Below are 1,170 nucleotides of genomic sequence, written 5' to 3'. Positions count from 1 at the left end.
AGGCAGGTCCAGCACCGAAGGCCGGGCCAGCCGGCGCCGCCAGTAGCCGAGCTGCCCCTCCAAAGTCTCGCCGGTCAGCCAGGAACGCTGCCACAACGCGAAGTCGGCGTACTGCACCCGCAACGGCACCAACGGAGACGACTCCCCAGCCCGGAAAGCCTCGTACAACGCGAGAAGCTCCCGCTGGAAGACCTTCGCCGACCACTCATCGAAGACGACGTGATGCATGCACAGCCCGAGCATGTGTCTGCCGTGAGCCACTCGGAACAACGCGCCACGTAGCAACGGGCCAAGCGCCAGATCGAACGGAGTGGCGGCATCGGCGATGATCAGCGCGTGCGCTTCCAGTTCGCCGGCCACGTCCACGACAGGCAGCGGGAAGTCGGTGGGTGGATCGATGACCTGGTGCGGGATGCCGTCGGCATCGGCGACCAGCCGGGTCCGCAACACCTCATGCCGCTCCACCAGCGCCGTCAGCGCGGCGCGCAAGGCCGGGAGATCCAGGTCACCATCGAGGAAGATCGCCGTCGGGGTGTTGTACTCGGCCGAGTCCGGGTCGAGCTGAGCCAGGAACCACAACCGCTGCTGAGCGAACGACAGCGGCAACGGCAGGTCCCGGTCGGCCGGGACAATGGGCGGCGCGATCGCCGTAATGGCAGTGCCCTCGATGAGGGCGGCCAGACCTTTAACAGTGGGATGGTCGAACAGGGCCGCGAGTGCAAGCTCGGTGCCGAAGGTGGTGCGGATGCGGGTGATGGCCTGGGTGGCGAGTAGGGAGTGTCCGCCGAGGTCGAAGAAGTTGTCGCGGACCCCGACCTGGTCCACACCGAGCAGGTCGGCCCAGATACCGGCCAGCAACTGCTCCGTCGTCGTCACCGGAGCCAGATAGCCACCTGCGAGCTCAGGCCTGCTGCCATCAGGCACCGGCAGCGCCGCACGATCGATCTTCCCGTTAGGAGACAGCGGGAAGGCGGCCAGCTCGATGAACACCGACGGGATCATGTAATCCGGCAGACCGGCGGCCAGATACTCACGTAGATCATCGGTGGTGGGAGCGCCATGGGCGGGGTCAGCCGGGACCACGTAGGCGACCAGCAGTTGGCCGTTGGTGGTGTGGTGGGTGGTGACCAGTGCGGCGCTGATGTGCGGGTGGCTGGTCAGGGCGTGCTG

General features: G+C 66.9%; 1 protein-coding gene. It reads right to left on the bottom strand.

The annotated features are described in order from the left end of the window. Positions 1-1,170 (bottom strand): condensation domain-containing protein (locus ACGFNP_RS61060; protein WP_393334401.1); only part of this gene is annotated, 1,170 nt, incomplete at both ends.

Source organism: Nonomuraea sp. NPDC049269, assembly GCF_043197155.1.
Lineage (GTDB): Bacteria > Actinomycetota > Actinomycetes > Streptosporangiales > Streptosporangiaceae > Nonomuraea.
Note: the sequence above shows the minus strand (reverse complement) of the source record. Positions and strands in the feature narration are given on the sequence as shown.